The sequence below is a fragment of the Pseudahrensia aquimaris genome (assembly GCF_042676045.1).
GTDB lineage: Bacteria > Pseudomonadota > Alphaproteobacteria > Rhizobiales > Rhizobiaceae > Pseudahrensia > Pseudahrensia aquimaris.
Genome location: NZ_JBHTJV010000009.1, coordinates 317,475 through 334,202 on the forward strand (window position 1 = coordinate 317,475; position 16,728 = coordinate 334,202).

Annotated in this window: 13 protein-coding genes; 2 read left to right on the forward strand and 11 right to left on the reverse strand. The window is 58.5% G+C overall.

Annotated elements, in window-relative coordinates:
• Positions 1-29: 29 nt before the first annotated feature.
• Genes ACFQ14_RS10330 through ACFQ14_RS10360 form a run of 7 tightly spaced genes read right to left on the reverse strand, consistent with a single transcriptional unit; the run spans position 30 to position 7,258 of the window.
• Positions 30-998, reverse strand: coding sequence for an RDD family protein (locus tag ACFQ14_RS10330; RefSeq protein WP_377212653.1), 969 nt, complete (start codon positions 996-998; stop codon positions 30-32).
• Positions 998-2,023, reverse strand: coding sequence for a stage II sporulation protein M (locus tag ACFQ14_RS10335; RefSeq protein WP_377212654.1), 1,026 nt, complete (start codon positions 2,021-2,023; stop codon positions 998-1,000). The genes ACFQ14_RS10330 and ACFQ14_RS10335 overlap by 1 nt, the downstream gene beginning before the upstream one ends.
• Positions 2,020-3,330: a DUF58 domain-containing protein gene (locus ACFQ14_RS10340; RefSeq protein WP_377212655.1), complete on the reverse strand. Its 1,311-nt coding sequence runs from the start codon at positions 3,328-3,330 to the stop codon at positions 2,020-2,022. The genes ACFQ14_RS10335 and ACFQ14_RS10340 overlap by 4 nt, the downstream gene beginning before the upstream one ends.
• On the reverse strand, positions 3,330-4,286 hold the full coding sequence (locus ACFQ14_RS10345) for an AAA family ATPase (protein WP_377212656.1): 957 nt from the start codon (positions 4,284-4,286) through the stop codon (positions 3,330-3,332). Before ACFQ14_RS10345 ends, ACFQ14_RS10340 begins: the two co-directional genes overlap by 1 nt.
• A complete protein-coding gene (locus ACFQ14_RS10350) occupies positions 4,252-5,634 on the reverse strand; it encodes a hypothetical protein (RefSeq protein ID WP_377212657.1) in 1,383 nt (460 codons plus the stop codon). The genes ACFQ14_RS10345 and ACFQ14_RS10350 overlap by 35 nt, the downstream gene beginning before the upstream one ends.
• Positions 5,631-6,350 (reverse strand): DUF4129 domain-containing protein, encoded by a 720-nt coding sequence (locus ACFQ14_RS10355; protein ID WP_377212658.1) that lies wholly within the window; start codon positions 6,348-6,350, stop codon positions 5,631-5,633. The genes ACFQ14_RS10350 and ACFQ14_RS10355 overlap by 4 nt, the downstream gene beginning before the upstream one ends.
• Positions 6,350-7,258, reverse strand: coding sequence for a ribonuclease T2 family protein (locus ACFQ14_RS10360; protein ID WP_377212659.1), 909 nt, complete (start codon positions 7,256-7,258; stop codon positions 6,350-6,352). Before ACFQ14_RS10360 ends, ACFQ14_RS10355 begins: the two co-directional genes overlap by 1 nt.
• Positions 7,259-7,316: 58 nt before the next feature.
• Between ACFQ14_RS10360 and ACFQ14_RS10365 the strand changes: the two genes are divergently transcribed.
• Together ACFQ14_RS10365 and ACFQ14_RS10370 are read left to right on the forward strand one after the other, a co-directional pair.
• Positions 7,317-9,875, forward strand: coding sequence for a ligase-associated DNA damage response DEXH box helicase (locus tag ACFQ14_RS10365; protein WP_377212950.1), 2,559 nt, complete (start codon positions 7,317-7,319; stop codon positions 9,873-9,875).
• A gap of 160 nt (positions 9,876-10,035) precedes the next feature.
• Complete coding sequence (locus ACFQ14_RS10370) at positions 10,036-12,135, forward strand: transglycosylase domain-containing protein (RefSeq protein WP_377212660.1); 2,100 nt, start codon at positions 10,036-10,038, stop codon at positions 12,133-12,135.
• A gap of 3 nt (positions 12,136-12,138) precedes the next feature.
• On the opposite strand, the gene ACFQ14_RS10375 is transcribed toward ACFQ14_RS10370, so the two are convergent.
• The 4 genes from ACFQ14_RS10375 to ACFQ14_RS10390 are packed head-to-tail and all read right to left on the reverse strand — an operon-like array spanning position 12,139 to position 16,595.
• Positions 12,139-13,293, reverse strand: coding sequence for a Gfo/Idh/MocA family protein (locus tag ACFQ14_RS10375; RefSeq protein WP_377212661.1), 1,155 nt, complete (start codon positions 13,291-13,293; stop codon positions 12,139-12,141).
• Between the two features lie 2 nt (positions 13,294-13,295).
• The gene (locus ACFQ14_RS10380; protein ID WP_377212662.1) at positions 13,296-14,474 is read right to left on the reverse strand and encodes a pyridoxal phosphate-dependent aminotransferase; all 1,179 of its coding nucleotides are present in this window, start codon (positions 14,472-14,474) and stop codon (positions 13,296-13,298) included.
• Entirely contained in the window at positions 14,467-15,900 is a 1,434-nt protein-coding gene (locus ACFQ14_RS10385; protein ID WP_377212663.1) for a pyridoxal phosphate-dependent decarboxylase family protein, read from the reverse strand. Before ACFQ14_RS10385 ends, ACFQ14_RS10380 begins: the two co-directional genes overlap by 8 nt.
• Entirely contained in the window at positions 15,897-16,595 is a 699-nt protein-coding gene (locus ACFQ14_RS10390; protein ID WP_377212664.1) for a fumarylacetoacetate hydrolase family protein, read from the reverse strand. Before ACFQ14_RS10390 ends, ACFQ14_RS10385 begins: the two co-directional genes overlap by 4 nt.
• Positions 16,596-16,728: the final 133 nt, after the last annotated feature.

Consider the following 16,728-nt stretch of genomic DNA (forward strand, 5'->3'; position numbering starts at 1 on the left):
TCGTTTGATCGAATCTTGTTACACTACCGCTATTTTGAGTCCTGCCCAACGTCATCGGCGCGGAAAAACTTGTCCTCGCGGGCATCGCCAAACAACTTGCGGCTTTCCAGATGTGCCCGCTGTGCACGGTAAAATGCGGACAGGAAATCACGTGCGTCGGCAGCTTCTATTCTTTCGCCGTAGCCGATCTTGGCGACGATCCGCTCGGTGATTTCGCGGATGTTCTTATCCTGCTGTTTGCGCGAAGACTGCGATACATCCTGCGAAACCCGCAAAACCTGCTCCAGCGTTTGCAGCTCGAACCGGCCATAATGATCAAGTTGATCGCTTGTGAAGACAAACCGTTCCCTCGCGCGCGTCGGGTCGTCAGCGGCCATATCCCGCAGCAGGACGGGGGCAGGGTCGTCAATCACGCAGGTATTGGCAACGATATCCCCGATGCGTTGGTTCTTCTTGCTGCGCCACGGCACAACAAACAATATCACCAGCCAGCCGAGCGCGGTGAGCGTGATCAAGATCGAATTGTTGCCGGACACCATCAGATAGGTGAGCGGTGCAAAGAACTCGATTTCCTTCAGCACATTGCGAACAACCACTTGATGCGCGGTCAGGCTGCGGCCATCCAGCGAGATTACCCGCAGACCCATCCAGCGTTTAGCCAGCGTTCGCCCGTTCCAGACCAGTTCGGTGACGATGTAATAGGGCACACGCACAAAGAAAAAGATCAACGCGCCAGCAATGGTTATCACTGTGCCGGAACCACCGCTTGCGAAGATCACCAGCAAAATCAACAAAAAGGCTATCATGAACGTGACCAAAAAATCGGTCAGTTGCGCGCCTGCGCGTGCGGAGATGGAAGCGAGCGTAAGGTTCAGCGGCACGCCTTCGGGTGGAATAATCTGAAACTGTTTCAAGCCGGATTCTTGCGCCTTGCGAGCCCGTTTTGTAGCACGACGCTGCTTCTCCTCGGGCGTTCTTCTGCGTAACGGATTGCGCATCAGCCCGCCTGCCGTTCGTTTGCGTTGATCTCTTCACGGCCGCAGAGCACAATCCATGCCAGCCAGAGCGCACCCGCGCCCCAACCGATTGTGATGCGCAGCCACGGATCTTGGACTGTCTGGCGAAACACACCTTCCAGAATTCCCGCCACGATGAGCATGATGGCTGCTAAGATGATCAGCTTGATCGCATCGCGCCCAGCCAGCCGCAGCGCATAGCTTCTCGTGTTGTTGCCGGGAAATAGGATCGCCCCTGCGAGCCGAAACCCGCCGGCCGCCGCCATCATGATGGCCGTTAGCTCGGTCACCCCGTGGATGGACAGCCAGCCAAACAGATCAAACGCCAAACCTTTTTCAGCGTGGATGGCGAAAAATGTGCCCAATATCGTGCCGTTGTAGAAGGTCAGTATCGCCGTTGGCAGCCCACCCATTACCCCCAAAGCAAACGCGAAAATGGAGACTTGCGTGTTGTGGGCAAACAGTGAGGTTGAAAAAGCTGTCAGTTGATCAAGCGAAGGCGGCGTGTCGTCGTAAATGACCCCGCGCAGATATTCGGCTGTTGCGTCCGGCCCGCGCCCGCCTGCCAAACCGCCGGGAACGAAAGAATAATACCAGCTGGAATCTTGCAGCGTCAGAAAGTAGGCAAGCGTCGCGCCCGATGCCATCGCGATGAAGGCCAGCAAGAAGGCCAGCCAAGAGCGGCGCACCGCTTGGGGTGCTGACGATTTGAAGTATCGGCCCACCAACCCGACCAGCGTATCGCGCGGCGCGTAGACTGCGAGATAGGCGCGCGCGCACAGACTTTCCAGATAGGTGAGCAATGCCCTGTCGAGCGAAATTTCACGGGCAAGCGAGAGCGAGTTCATCGCTTGCCTGTAAAGCGCGGTGAGCCGTTCGGCGTCTTCAAAACCCAGATTCTGAACGCCACTTTTTTCTACCCGCGTCACGAGATCGGAAAGCCGTTTCCATTCTTGTTCACGCTCTTTGCGAAAGCGCGCGGAGCGCATCAGGTCTTCGGTACTCATATCACCTCCCGCGCTTTGATATCGAGATAGGTGGAGAGCAATCGTGGCGTCATCTGGCCGGGATAGGTCTCGATCACATAGACACCCATCGCCGACATTTGGTCGAGAACGGAGCGGCGTTCTTTGAGCATTTCGGCGGCTGACACAGCTTTCGCCACACCATCCATGCTGGAGGTTTTGCCCATTGCGACCTCTTCCAGAACTGGGTCGCGCAGGCTCACAAAAATCACCACATGATGCCGGTTGAGAATGGTCATATGGTCGAGCAGCAATTCGGCGCTCAGCGGATCCGCGAAATCTGACAGGACCACGATGAGCGAACGCTTTTGCAACTTTTGTTGCAGGTGAGAGAGCGCCAGCGTGTGATTGGTGGCAACAGAACTGTATTCCAGATCAGCCATCTGACGGCGCATCAGCGCAAATGTCTTTTGCCCCGGCGCGGGCGGTGCGTAATGGCGCGGGCGGGCATCAAATCCCAGCAGGCCAACAAGATCGCCGCTTTGCAGGCAGGCCCAAGTCAGCGCCAGTGCGCTGTTGATCATGTGATCGATCATTGCCAGCCCGTCGATCTCCTGACGCATCAGCTGCCCGTTATCGACGGCCATGACGACCTGATGGTTGCGCTCCGCGCGCATTTCCTTGGCCAGCATTTTCTGGTGGCGGGCAGAGTGTTTCCAGTCGATAGACCGCGGGTCCATGCCGGCCACGTATTCGGTCATCTGGTGAAATTCCGACCCTTCGCCGCGCCACACAGTTTCTTTCATGCCGAAAAGAGCGGAGCGCAATTTCAGATCGATTTCACCTGATGTGATGGGCCGGATATTGGGTACAACGGCAACCGCATGGTCGATGCGGTGACTGGGCACGAATTCAATGAGGCCCAGGCGGCTGCTCCATTTAAGCCAGAGCCGTTCGATCATCCACGTTCCGCGCTTCACGCCTTTCAGGGGCAAATCGCAAACAAGTGCATCGTCTTGCGCGACGAAGGAAAACACTTCCGGCGCTTGCAACCCGTCCTGGGTCTGCACCCGCCCTTCAACAAACAGGCTCAGCAGCAGTGGCGAGCGACTGGACAGTCGAAGATGGAACTTCGCCGCTTCGCCCGTGAACACGTCGTTGGGCTGTATCGCTTCAAGCTGCACCGCGCCGCCGCGCAGGCTGACCGCTAAGTCTATCAGAACCGCTAGCACCAATCCGGCCAGAGGAAGGGTGGCAGCCTCCACCGGCAAGGCAGGCACAGCGACGCAGACGATTGCAAAGAGCAATCCCCCCAAAGCCAACCACAGAAGCCGTGCGGAAGGTCTCATCAGCGCGGCGCTTCCACCTGATTGAGAATTTGCTCCAGCACATCATCGGATGATCGGCCTTCGATTTCTGCCGTGGGCGAAAGCACGATCCTGTGGCGCATGGCAGGCGCAAACAGCATTTTCACATCGTCCGGTAGAGCGTAGTCGCGCCCTTGCAGCGCCGCACAGGCCCGCACTGCCCCGCAAAGTGCGTCCGCCGCACGGGTTGATGCGCCGTGGCTGATCGCGCTGTCGGTGCGCGTTGTCCGCACGAGCCGCAGCACATAGGCAAGAATGTCTTCTTCCAGACGGATTGTGTCGACCAGATCCTGTCCATCACGAATGGCCTTGCGCGTGGCGACCGGCTTGATGCCAATCTTCCGCGCATCGTGTTCCAGTGGTTGCAGCGCGTGGCGGCGCAGAATTTCCATCTCGTCCGCTTCGTTGGGAAAATCGAGAACCAGTTTGAACAGAAAGCGGTCCAGCTGCGCCTCCGGCAGCGGATAGGTGCCTTGGTGTTCAATCGGGTTTTGGGTGGCGACCACGCAGAACGGATCGCCCACGGCATAGTCCTTGCCGTCAATCGTCACCTTCCGCTCGTTCATGACCTGCAACAGCGCGGCTTGTGTTTTAGGCGGCGCGCGGTTGATCTCGTCGGTCAGCAAAATGTCTGTGAACACCGGCCCTTTGATGAGGTTGAACGCGCCCGCTTTGAAATCGAACACGTTCGCGCCCAACACGTCGCCGGGCATCAGGTCGGGTGTGAACTGAATGCGGCTGAAATCGAGCTTCAGCGATGTAGCCAAGCTCTGAGCCAACAACGTTTTTGCAGTGCCGGGCGGTCCTTCGAGCAGGCAATGGCCACGGGCGAAAATGCTTACCAGCAGCATATCAATAATGGCATTTTGCCCGTGCACCGCTTGTGCAACGGAATGTTTGATCTCAGCGGCGAGGCGCTGAAGGTCGTCCAAATTCATGACGAATCTCCAAAAGGGTCTTTTCAAAATCAGAAAGGGTTGCAGCAATCCGGCCCGGATCGCTCATCAGATAGCCGGGTGCGAGTTGCTCCACCTGCCGCGAAAGCCTGCCGCCCAATTCCGGGAAGCGGCGTGTGATCAGGGCAATAACCTGCTCTTCCCCCGCGCGCCCCGGTTTACGCTGGCTGCCCAACAGATCAATGGCAAGCCGCTCCAAGCGCTGCGTCACGTGAGAGGCTGCCAACGCTCCGTCGCTGCCGGATGCGCGCAGAATGCGAGTGTTGGCGTCAATGGCCGTCAGTTTCGATACCGCCATCGCGTTTTCGCCGTCCCCCGTATTGGCCGCACCAAAACGCACCCAAGCCCTCCACAGGGTAAAGCCACCAAGCAAGCCAGCCATCAGCCAAACGAGACTGAGCGGATAGCCAAAGAAGCGGGCAAGATCGGCGAAGGATCGGTCGCGAGACGGGCTGCGGCCTTGGCGGGATGGGGATCGCTCTCGTGTGCTGAAGTCGAAAACAATCGGCTTGTCATTTGCCAAGGCTTTCAGCAGTTCAACCGCAAAGACCGCATTTTCACCGCGCACAAGCCCGTGATTGTTGATCAGGTCAGGATCGGTCAGCAGCCAAAATCGAGCACTGTTTTCGCTTAAGGTGCAAGACAACAGGAACACCTCAGTGCCTGATGCAATGATGGGAACACAGCTGGTGTTTCGCAGCCGCGTGAGAAGCGATGCTGATTGCGCCGAGATTAGCGTTACGTCTGGCAACGTCATCGCGCTGATGGTGTCGGGCACGCTGTCGTTGCGTGCGGCTGTCAGGGGCACCTTTTCCAACCGATAGGGGCTTTGGGCAAATTCACCCAAATTCGTATCCACGACTGCAATAGAACCCGGATTGAGCAGCAGTTCCGGATGCAGGCGCTCCAACCGCAAGGTGCCGTAGCCCCATTTGGGTAGCACCAGCATCGTCGGCGCACCGGCAATTTTGTTACGCAACGCCGTGGTCGAAATATTGCGCAGGTTGCCGTCGAAATCGCTTTGCGCCTCGTCGCTTGAGCGCGCCGCCGTATTCGTATCATACAAAGGCAACACGCGCAGGCCGACTGCTCCTTTTTCGAGCGGCACGCCGTTCGAGACACTGCGCACATCAAGCCCGCTCTGGCGTGCATGATGCACAAGACCGCTCGTGCCGATCACCGAACGGTCGATAGGCGGCGGTTGGGTCCATATCCAGTAGAAGAGGACCACGCTTAACAGCACAGCCAGTCCGACGCCCAAAGTTGCCCCAGGATTGCCGGCCTGCTGTGCGCTCAATACTGTGTTGGAGCTTGCTTGGCTGGTGCTCATGGCGTCCCCCGATTGAGCGCCAAGACGGGCCGTGCTTGTTCCACCAGATCGCTGAGCCGCTCGGCAGAGAGATCGCGTCCACCAAATAGAATGGGTTCAGCTTGGCTGACCAAATCGGCAACCCGCTCTCTTCCTGCCCAGGTCTCTGGCAGCCGCGCCACAATATCCCGCGCGGTCAACGAACGGCGTACAGGCACATCGTTGGTTCTGGCAGCGCGGGCAAGAACGTTCACCATCAGCAGTCGAAGCGCCTGTCGTGGGTCGCCATGGCGCATAATGTCATCAACGGAAAATTCGTTGCTGGCGCTTACATCCATGCCGCCAACTTCCATCCCCTCAACATCAAATTTGCGGTCTTCAGCAGGCTTTGCAAACAGCCCGCCCCCCATCTTGTTTTGCAGCCACAGATAAAGGCCCAGTGCTACCAAAGCGATCAGCACGATGGTTGCGAATGTCTGCACCCAAGAGAAGTCTTCATTTTCCACCCGCCAGGAACGGTTGTTTGATCCCTGCGAGGGTCGCTTGGCATCGAGCGCGTCTTCGGGAGAAAGAATTATAACATCCGTGCGCTGCCAACGGGCCCGCAATTCGTTGCGCAGTTCGGTGTTGATTTCCGCCGCTTCGGTTGCGTCTTGCGCAGCCGCATGGGTTGCCGGAAACGCTGCCGATAAAAGTGCCATCACCATAAAGCTAAGCTGTATGAGGGCAGCCCGCATTATTGCAGCCCAACCGGATCGACAATGCCACCGGGGCAACCAGCGGAAATAGGCCGTGATCGCGAGGCGAGGCGTCCGATATCAGGATCAGCGCCAACCACTCCATTCAACCCCAATGTCAATTCAGTGATCAGCAGCCGGTTGCCATCGCGCTTGCACGCCACGCGTACCCGCTCGCCCGTGCCGCGCCCAAAGCTGTCGTCAAAAGCAGCGCGGATTTGGTTAGCGTTCAGCGTTTGCCCGATATTGGCCGAGAAAAGGCGCTGCACGGCAGACGTGTTGATCTTGTCCATTAAAGCAAGCGAATCGCGATAGTAAGTTTCTGCTGTGCGCGAATAGCACGTTCCGTGCTTGATCCATTCGTGCCGGTCGAGGCTTGAGCGTGTGCCGGGCATAATTCTGTCAAGCCGCGCCTTTGTGGCGACGCTTGTTTGCACCGCCGGCAGATCGAGCCAATTGCCATTCTTGTCGCGCGAGACATTGGTTTTTGACACGCCGCAATAAACCTTGCTGCGCGGCTGCGGCCACAGACCATGCAGCGTGAAGTGGTTGGCGTCGTAGCGGTCTGCCGTTTGGCTTTGGCATTCGGATTTCTTGGGTCGCGTTTCACAAAACCCCGGTTGCCAAGACATCGCTAAGACCAACGCCATGGCTGGTACGGTCTCAGCGCGAAAAGCGGAATCATCAACGGTGGAATTCTCCACCTCTTTGAGCGCCGCCTCCTCGTCCGAGATCGGTTCTTGAGGCGCAGGCGCAGCTTCGACCACCTGCGGCGCTGGTTTTTCGCCAGAATCGACTTTCAGCACATCGCGCTGACAGGCCGAGAGCGCCAAAATTGCGCAAAGCGCTAACACGCAGGTCAGCACAAAACGGCGTGCAGACGCATCAAAGCTCACGTGTCGCAGCATGATTCGTCTTTCCCAGTCGACGCTTCCGTTGCGAAACCTTACCTTGTTCGCCATGGCGATGGAAAGACAGAGTATTGCGCAGCATGACGCAGACGGGTTGCCCGTTTCTGCCACCCTTCCGTCCACATTTCTCAACTGGTTTTCACAAAAAGGCTGGCAGCCCCGTGCTCACCAGATCGAATTGCTGGCACGCGCCCAAAAGGGCGATTCAACCCTGCTCATCGCACCCACAGGCGCTGGCAAGACCTTGGCTGGATTTCTACCTTCGCTGACCGATCTCGCCACCCGCCCCAAGCGCAAACCGGGCGAAGCTCATCGCGGTGTCCACACGCTCTACATCTCGCCCCTGAAAGCGCTGGCGGTGGACATCAAGCGCAATCTGGAAATGCCGGTGGATGAAATGGATTTGCCCGTGCGCATTGAAGCCCGCACCGGCGACACGCCTTCCCACCGTCGCCAGCGGCAAAAGCAAAACCCGCCGGACATTTTGCTCACCACGCCGGAGCAGCTTGCCCTGCTGATCGCTAACAAGGACGCGGCGCATTTCTTCTCCGGCCTTACCTATGTGATTTTTGACGAACTTCATTCGCTCGTCACATCCAAGCGCGGGCACCTGCTGGCGCTCGGCCTCGCCCGGTTGCGCAAATTGTGTCCGCAGGTCCGCACCATCGGGCTTTCCGCCACCGTCGCCCAGCCGCAAGACTTGCAGCGGTGGCTCGTGGCGCAAAACCAAGACGGCCAAGCCCGCAGCGACTTTGAAGCGGGACTGATCACGGTGGAAGGCGGCGCAAAACCGGAAATCACCATTCTCGACACGCAAGAGCGCCTGCCATGGTCCGGCCATTCAGCCCGCCATGCGGTGGGCGAAGTTTACGAGGTGATCAAGCAATACCGCACGTCGATCCTCTTCGTGAACACGCGCAGCCAGGCGGAGTTTCTGTTCCAGAACCTTTGGCGCATCAACGAAGATGATCTGCCCATCGCGCTGCACCACGGCTCGCTCGACGTTGCCCAACGCAGGCGGGTGGAAGCGGCGATGGCAGACAACAAATTGCGTGCGGTCGTCGCCACATCGACGCTCGACCTCGGCATTGATTGGGGTGATGTGGATCTGGTTCTGCACATCGGCGCACCGAAGGGCGCGAGCCGACTGGCCCAGCGCATTGGCCGCTCCAATCACCGCATGGACGAGCCATCCCGTGCCGTTTTGGTGCCTGCAAACCGCTTCGAGGTGATGGAGTGTCAGGCCGCGCTGGACGCCAATTATCTCGGCGACCAAGACACGCCAGACCTTCGCCCCGGCGCTTTGGATGTTCTGTGCCAGCACATTTTGGGCATGGCGGTCGCGGGGCCGTTTTCCGAAGACGATCTCTACAACGAAGTCATCTCCGCCGCCCCCTATGCCGATCTTGACTGGGACACGTTCGAACGCGCCGTGCATTTTGTGGCCACTGGCGGTTACGCGCTGAAGACCTACGAACGCTACGCCAAAATCCGCCGCACCGAGGACGGCACATGGCGACTGACCCATCCCCGCTTTGCCCAGCAATACCGCCTTAACGCGGGCACCATCTATGAAGCACCCTCGCTCACCGTGCGCCTGTTGCGCCATGCCAAGCGCGACAGCAAAGGGCTGATGGCGACGCGCGGCGGGCGGGTTATCGGCAAGCTGGAAGAGTATTTTCTTGAACAGATGGTTTATGGCGACACGTTCATGTTCGCAGGCCAGATCGTGCGCTTCGAGGGTATCCGAGAGAACGAAGCCATCGTCACCCCCACGGTTTCCAAAGACCCTATGGTGCCGATGTATGCGGGCTCCAAATTCCCGCTTACGACCTACCTCGCAGACCACATTCGCACCATGATGGCCGACGAGACGAAGTGGAAAGAACTGCCTCCGCAAGTGGCCGAATGGCTGCGGATGCAAAAGATAAAGTCCGTCATCCCGCGTGGCGATCAGATGTTGGTGGAAACCTTTCCGCGCGGCGAGAAGTTCTACTTCGTTGCCTATTCCTTCGCTGGTCGCCTGGCCCATCAATCGCTGGGCATGTTGCTCACCAAACGCCTCGAGCGTGCCCGCGCGCGCCCCACGGGCTTTGTCGCCACCGATTATTGCATCTGCATCTGGGGCTTGGACGATATGGGCGCAATGATCGAAGACGGGCGACTTACGCTGGAAGGCCTGTTTGACGAAGACATGCTGGGCGATGATCTGGAGACGTGGATGGAAGATTCCTTCATGCTCAAGCGCACCTTCCGCCACTGCGCCTTGATCGCGGGGCTGATCGAGAAGAACCATCCGGGCAAGGAAAAGTCGGGGCGGCAGGTCACCGTTTCCACCGATCTGATCTATGACGTGCTGCGCGAACACGAGCCGGACCATATCTTGATGCAGGCAACCCGCGAAGATGCGGCAACTGGATTGCTGGATATTCACCGGCTGGGCGATCTGCTCGCTTCAATTCGAGGGCAGATCGTTCACAAAGATCTGGAACAAGTCTCACCGCTCGCCGTCCCCATCATGCTGGAAATCGGTAAGGAATCGGTGCCGGGTGAAGCGAACGAGACGCTGCTGGCTGAAGCCGCAGAAAACCTCATCCACGATGCGATGGACTGATCTGCACTAAATCTGCGCAAAAGCATCAAACCGAAGCCATATTTCCGCTTAAGTTAACGCCTGCCTTTACCAGCGGTTAAAATTGGCGTGGCAGGGTGAAGACAGTTTTAGGGATACCCGTCCCGTTCATTTGTTTTAAAAAAAGCGACATCGAGCACATATGGCCTGGCGCAAACGTCCCAAAGACGCAAAACGCATTGAGCCCACCATGAGTGGTGGACGCGGCCCTGCGCCCGAAATTGCGGTTCCCGGCAAAAAGAAGCACGCAAAGCAAGCCAAGGGCAAAGGTTCGCTGCCTTGGCGGTTTACCAAATGGGCGACCTATTGGTCCGTGGTCCTTGGCCTGTGGGGCTTTATCGCCGTTCTGGGGATTTTTGCGTGGTATGGCTCGAAATTGCCGAGCGCCGCCACGTGGGAAGTGCCGGAACGTCCGCCCAATGTACGTATCGTTGCCGATGACGGCGCTTTTATTCTCAACCGGGGTGTAGGCGGCGATGTGTTGCGCATCGAAGACATGTCGCCATGGCTGCCCCAAGCGGTGATCGCGATTGAAGACCACCGCTACCAGTATCATTTCGGCTTCGATCCGATCGGCTTCACCCGCGCAATGGTGCGCAACGTTGCTTCCGGCCGCATGCGCGAGGGCGGATCAACGATCACCCAGCAATTGGCAAAAAATCTCTTTTTGAAGCCTGAGCGCACGTTTGAGCGCAAGATTCAGGAGCTCATTATATCCTTCTGGCTGGAGGCCAAATTCTCCAAGAGCCAGATACTCGAACTCTATCTCAACCGCGTGTATTTCGGCGCGGGCGCATGGGGTGTTGATTCCGCCGCACGACGTTACTTCGGTAAATCGGCCAACGTGGTGAGCCTGCAAGAAGCGGCCATGCTGGCGGGTCTTTTGAAAGCGCCCTCGCGCTATTCTCCCGCCACCAACCCGGACGTTGCCAAATCCCGCGCGCAAGTGGTGCTTAACGCCATGGTGCGCGAAGGCTATGTCGAGCCGGACGCCGTGCGCGAAGATGGAACGCCGGTGATTACGACCAAATATTACCGCTCCGGCCCGGAACATTTCGCAGCCGACATGATCATGAAACGTGTGACTGCGCTGGTTGGAGAAATCGACAAGGACGTGACGGTTGAGACCACGCTGTCGCCCTTCATGATGACGGCGGCCCATGCGGAAGTTGGGCAGGCGCTTGCCAAACACGGCAAAAAGAAAGGCGTCAGCCAAGCCGCGCTGGTCACTCTTTCGCCCGACGGTGCCATCCGAGCCCTGATTGGTGGGCGGAACTATGGCGAGAGCCAGTTCAACCGCGCAACCGATGCCAAACGTCAGCCCGGTTCCGCTTTCAAGACCTTCGTTTGGCAGGCAGCGCTGGAGCGCGGTTATATTCCGGCCTCCATCTTCACAGATGAGCCGGTCAGCATCGGCAATTGGAGCCCGGAAAATTACGACCGCCGTTATCGCGGCGATGTGCGTCTTGACGATGCATTTGCCCAGTCATTGAACACTATCGCGGTGAAAATGGTGCGCGATACGGGCTCCAAAGCGGTGGCCCAAATCGCCAACCGCATGGGGATCGGCTCAAAACTGACCCACAACGCATCGATTGCGCTGGGCACATCAGAAGTCTCGCTTCTGGAGATGACCGCGGCCTATGCACCCTATGCCAATGGCGGCTTTGAGGCGCAGCCCTATATCATCACCAAGATCACCGACGCGGACGGCAAGGTGCTCTATTCGCGCGGCAAGCGGCCCAAAACGCCCGTCATCAACAGCGGCGTGTTAGGCAACATGAACGCCATGTTGCACAAGGTTGTCACCCAAGGCACGGGCAAAAGCGCGCGCGTGGAAGGCCACCATGTCGGCGGCAAAACCGGCACGAGCCAGAACTTCCGCGACGCATGGTTTGTCGGCCATACGGCCCATTTCGTGACGGGCGTTTGGTTCGGCAATGACGACAATTCACCGACCAAAAAGCTGACAGGCGGCTCCCTGCCCGCGCAGGTGTTTTCCGCGGTCATGGGTGCGGCCCATCACGGCTTGGAAGAAAAGCTGCTGCCCGGTGATGGCTATCTGCTGGCGACCCTGCCGACCAATCTGCCCACGCCGGATTTCCGCCCGTGGCAAGAAGGTGAACCGCGCCCCAGCTTCATCGAGCGGGTGATGAATGGCGGCAATTCCGACAACACGGTGGTGGCGACCGTTCCAGAACCAAAGAAGCGCACGATCTTGGACATTCTGTTCGGGGATTAAGGCTTAGCCCTCAAACCAGCATTTCTGCCAAGCGCCATCGGCTTCGGCGCTATCGGCGCTCGCGTCCACGAAGAAAACGCCCCGCGCACCGTCCACCACATCTGGCACCATCACATTGGCTCTCTCGCCCGCCCGATGCGCTTCCAGAGCAATCGCCATTTCGGTGTAGAGACTGCACCACGCATCCGACACGCCCTCGGCATGGCCGCGCGGCAGGCGGATCATGTGTTCAGCCTCCGGCAACATGCCCTTGCCGTGGCCGCGCATGAGAATTTGCGTTGGCTCGCCCACCCGGGTGTGGTGGACGATTTCCGGATGCTCTTGGTTCCACTCCAGTCCGCCGCTCTCGCCATACACGCGCAGGCGCAAGCCGCAGGCATTGCCGGGCGCGGCTTGGGTACACCAAAGCGTTGCCGGAATATCTGCGCCCATTTTGAGCTGCATGAAGGCCGTATCCTCCATCCGCTCCGCTCCGCCACAGATGTGAAACCGAGCGGAAACTTCGTTGACCGGTTCGCCAGTCACGAAATGGATGAGATGGAACGCATGGGTTCCAATGTCGCCTGTCACCGACGCACGGCCCGCCAGAGCCGGATCGCGCCGCCAAGCGGCTTGTTTGGTTGCAGGGTCGCTGGCGCCACTGGCCCAATCCTGCACGTACTCCACATGGGCTTGGCGTACCTTGCCGATCATACCTTTGGCGACCATCGCTTTCATTTGGCGAACCATGGAATGGAAGGAATAGGTATAGGTTACGCCAAAGAAAACGCCGGATTGTTGCACAAGCGAAACAAGTTCGCGGGCCTCGTCCATCGTCGTGACCATCGGCTTGTCGCAAATCACGCCAATGCCGTTTTCGAGAAAGGCTTTGGCGATGGTAAAATGGGTATGGTTGGGAGTGCAGATCGCCACCGCGTCGATGCCGTCCGGATGAGCGGCTTCTGCTGCTGCCATGACGGCAAAATCGTCGTAGCTGCGCTCCAGCATCCAGTCTTTGGCGGACTCAGCTGCGATATCCGGCTTGGAGGAGAGCGCACCCGCCACGATTTCCCAGCGGTTCGACATGCGCGCACCCATCGCGTGCCATTCGCCAACCAACGCGCCGCGCCCGCCGCCGACGAAACCGAGCTTCAGCCGTTTGGTGGGTTTGGGCCACATGGTCAGATTTCCTCGGCCAGTTCGACGATGCGTTTGGCGGCTTGAACGAGTTTCTCGTCTTCAACGGTCAGGCTGAGGCGAATGTAATCGTGCGCCTGCGCCCCGAAGGACGAGCCAGGCATGGTCGCAACGGCTTTTTCATCAAGCAGGCGGCGGCAGAATTCCGCGCCGCTGACGCCCGTTGCCGCCACATCAACGAGCATGAACATGCCGGATTTCGGAACCAGCGGCTTGACCCGGTTGGAGCCCGAAAGCCCGTCCAGCAAAACCCCGATCCTGCGCTGGTACTTCTCGCACATCCGAGCAGCCGTATCGTCAGGCTTGGTCAGGGCTTCAACGGTCATATCCGCAATAAAGGGTTGCCCGCCAAACAGAAAACTCTCCGACACGCCCTGCATCGCGTCGGTGAACCATGCCGGTCCCACGCACCAGCCGGAGCGGAAACCCGGTGCGGCGTGGGATTTCGAAATGGAAGATACGGCAATCGTGCGTTCCGCCAGATCAGGATTGTCGAAAGCGGAAGCAAACGGCACGCCGTAGACGAGTTGCTCGTAGACTTCGTCGGACACGATCCACAGATTGTGTTTGGCGCAGACAGCGCCGATGGCGGCGATTTCCTCCGCCGTCAAAACTGCGCCTGTGGGATTGTGAGGAAAGTTCAGCAGCAACACCTTCGTGTTCGGCGTAATGGCAGCTTCGACCTGCTCCGGCGTCAACCGAAAGCCGTTCTCCGCGCTCATCGGCACAGGCACGAAATTGGCCCCCGTTGCCCGCACGGTGCCTTCGTAAGTGGCGTAATAGGGATCTGGCACCAGAACATCATCCCCCGCTTCCACCAGGGCCAGCATGGCAAAACTGAGTGCAGCTTGGGTTCCCGGCAGGGTCAAAACATTGGCGGCGGTGATATCGCGGCGCGTGCGCTTGGCGTATTTGGCCGCGATGGCTTCGCAAGCCACTTTCTCGCCCCGCCCACCAGAATAGCGCGTGCGGCCCGCCAGCATGGCTTCATGGGCCTTGGCGATGAGATGCGCCGATACGGGCACATCCGGCTCGCCAATCGTGAGTTCGATAATGTCTTCACCCGCCTGCGCCCGCGCACGGGCATCGAAATGCACCTGCCAACGCTCCGCGCCCAGGCTGCTGAGACGGTCGGTGATGGAGGCGGTCGAGAGGTTAGACAAGGGAGCGGGCCACTTCGGTGATTGCATCAAATGCGATGTGAATATCCTCTTCCGCCATGTCAAATTGCCCAGCGACGAAGCGGATGACCGTTTTGCCCTCATGGACACTTTGGGTCAGATAAATGCGCCCATCGTCGTTGATCGCATTCACCAGCGCCAGATTGTGGGCGTCCAGATCAGCGATGCCATCGGGCGTGTGGCGGAAGGAAAAGAGCGACAGGACCGGCTCGGTCGAAATCTCGAAATCAGCCTCGCCGCGCAGCCGTTCCGCCAGGGATTGCGCCCATGTCACATGGTTGCGGATGCGGCGGCGCAGGCCATCCAGCCCATAAGCCCGGATCAGGAACCAGACTTTCAGCGCGCGGAAACGGCGGCCCAATTGCACCGACCATTCGGAGAAATTGACAATGCCGTCCTTGCCGTGGGTCTTCAGATATTCCGGCTGGATCGCCATTGTGCGCACAAGCGTTTCAGGATCGCGCACCAGATGCAGCGAACATTCCATCGGCGTGCCGAGCCATTTGTGTGGGTTGAGCACGATGGAATCAGCATGTTCGGCACCCGTCCAAAGCGTGCGAAATTCCTCGCATATCATGGCTGATCCCGCCCAAGCGGCGTCGAGATGGGTGAAAAGGCCCTCTTCGCGCGCAATGGCGCAGACTTCCGCGATATTGTCAGTCGCACCAACCGACGTGCCGCCAACGCACATGACGATGCCTGCAGGCTGCATGCCTGCCGCGCGGTCGGCTGCAATCGCTTGGCGCAAAGCCGCCGCGTCCATCGGAAACAACGGTCCATCCAGCGTGGGAATTTTGACGAGATTATCCTGCCCCAGCCCCGCAATCCAAAGCGCCTTGTCGATGGAGGAATGGGTGCGGCCAGATGCGTATATCCGCAGCGGTTTTTTGCCAAACAAGCCTTCTTTATTGCCCGTGAAGCCCAACGCTTTTTCGCGCATCGTCAACACAGCGCAGAGCGTGGCGGACGATGCGGTGTCCTGAAACGTGCCTTGGAATGTATCCGGCAGGCCGACCGCTTGGCGTAGCCAGTCCACCATTTTCACTTCCAGTTCGGTCGCGGCGGGAGACGTCTGCCACAACATGCATTGCGCGGCAAAAGCGGTTGCAAGCTGTTCAGCAATTTGTGCGGCAGGTGCAGCGTTTGATTGGAAATAGGCAAAGAAGCGCGGATGCTGCCAATGGGTCATGCCACCGGGAATAATGCGCTCGAAATCGTCAAAGATCGCATCCATCGACTCGCCACCGTCTGGCGGTGACGCGCCAATTTGCGCGGCAATGGCTCCCGGCTTTACCTTGGGGCGAACGGGTCGTTCCGCCAGCGAATCGAGATAATCGGCCCCCCAATCGGCGGCCCTGTGCGACCACGCGCGGTAGTCTATTGCATCGTCTGGCGGCGTTTTGCTCATGCAGACGGGCCGGGCGTAATGGTGAAGGCCAATTCGCCGATGTTCTCAATAGAACCTTCAACGCGGTCTCCGGCAACGAGCGGGCCAACACCAGCAGGCGTGCCTGTCATGATCAGATCGCCTGCTTTCAATTCAATCCACTCGGAAAGGTTGGAGACGATTTCCGGCACCTTCCAAATCTGCTGCCCCAGATCACCGTCCTGCTTGGTCTCGCCATTGACGGTCAAATGCATGCGACCCCGTTCTGGATGGCCGATTTTGCTTGAAGGCTTGATCGCACTGATCGGTGCGGAATGGTCAAATCCCTTTGCCATCGTCCAAGGACGACCGGCTTTCTTGGCCCATGCCTGATAATCCCGGCGGGTGAGATCGACGCCTGCGGCATAGCCGAAAATGTGGTCGTTGGCCTTCTCCAGCGGAATGTCCGTGCCGCCCTCGCCGATGGCGATCACCAGTTCCATCTCGTGATGGAAATCTTCGCAATGGCTGGGATAGGCAATTTCATCGTTCTGATGCACAGCGTCCGCAGGCTTGCCAAAGAAGAACGGCGGTTCACGTCCTGGCACTCCGCCCATTTCAACCACGTGATCTTCGTAATTGCGACCCACGCAAAAGACACGGCGGATAGGAAAACGGTCGCCGCTACCACTGATCGGAAGGCTGACAGTTTCGGGCGGGCTGAAAATAAACGACATGAATTGTGTCCATTGAAAAGAAGGTGCGACCAACTTTCTCGCAGGTCTGGTCGTTTTTGAAAAGACGCGGTGGGAATAATCGTATAAGAACATATCAAGAACAATTTGGAAGTCCCATGACCACACTGCTCGA